Annotated in this window: 1 protein-coding gene; it reads right to left on the bottom strand. The window is 71.9% G+C overall.

What is annotated here, in order from left to right; genetic code table 11:
* Positions 1-502: DNA polymerase (locus SM447_RS30125; RefSeq protein WP_474576245.1), on the bottom strand; the 502-nt coding region annotated here is incomplete at both ends.

The following is a 502-nucleotide window of genomic DNA, read 5'->3' as shown; positions in this document are numbered from 1 at the left end:
TGGGCCGCGCCCATCTCCCGGCGCACCAGCTCCTCCAGCGCCGGCCGCTCGCCCGGGGCCACCTCGAAGACCAGCTCGTCGTGCACCTGCAGCAGCATCCGGGAGGTGAGCCCGGCCTCGCGCAGCGCGGCGTCGACCCGCAGCATGGCGACCTTGATGATGTCGGCCGCGGAGCCCTGGATCGGGGCGTTGAGGGCCATCCGCTCGGCGATCTCCCGCCGCTGCCGGTTGTCGCTGCCCAGGTCCGGCAGGTAACGGCGGCGACCCAGGATCGTCGAGGTGTAGCCGTCGTGGCGGGCGCGGGCCACCACCTCCTGGAGGTAGTCGCGGACGCCGCCGAACCCGGAGAAGTAGTCCTCCATCAGGCCGCGCGCCTCCTCGGTGCTGATCCCGAGCTGTTGGGAGAGGCCGAACGCGCTCAGCCCGTACGCCAGGCCGTAGTTCATCGCCTTGATCTTGCGCCGCTGGTCGGGCGTGACCTCGTCGAGCGGCACCCCGAACA

This window comes from Micromonospora aridisoli (genome assembly GCF_056150025.1).
This window is presented reverse-complemented; position numbering and strand designations above follow the sequence as displayed.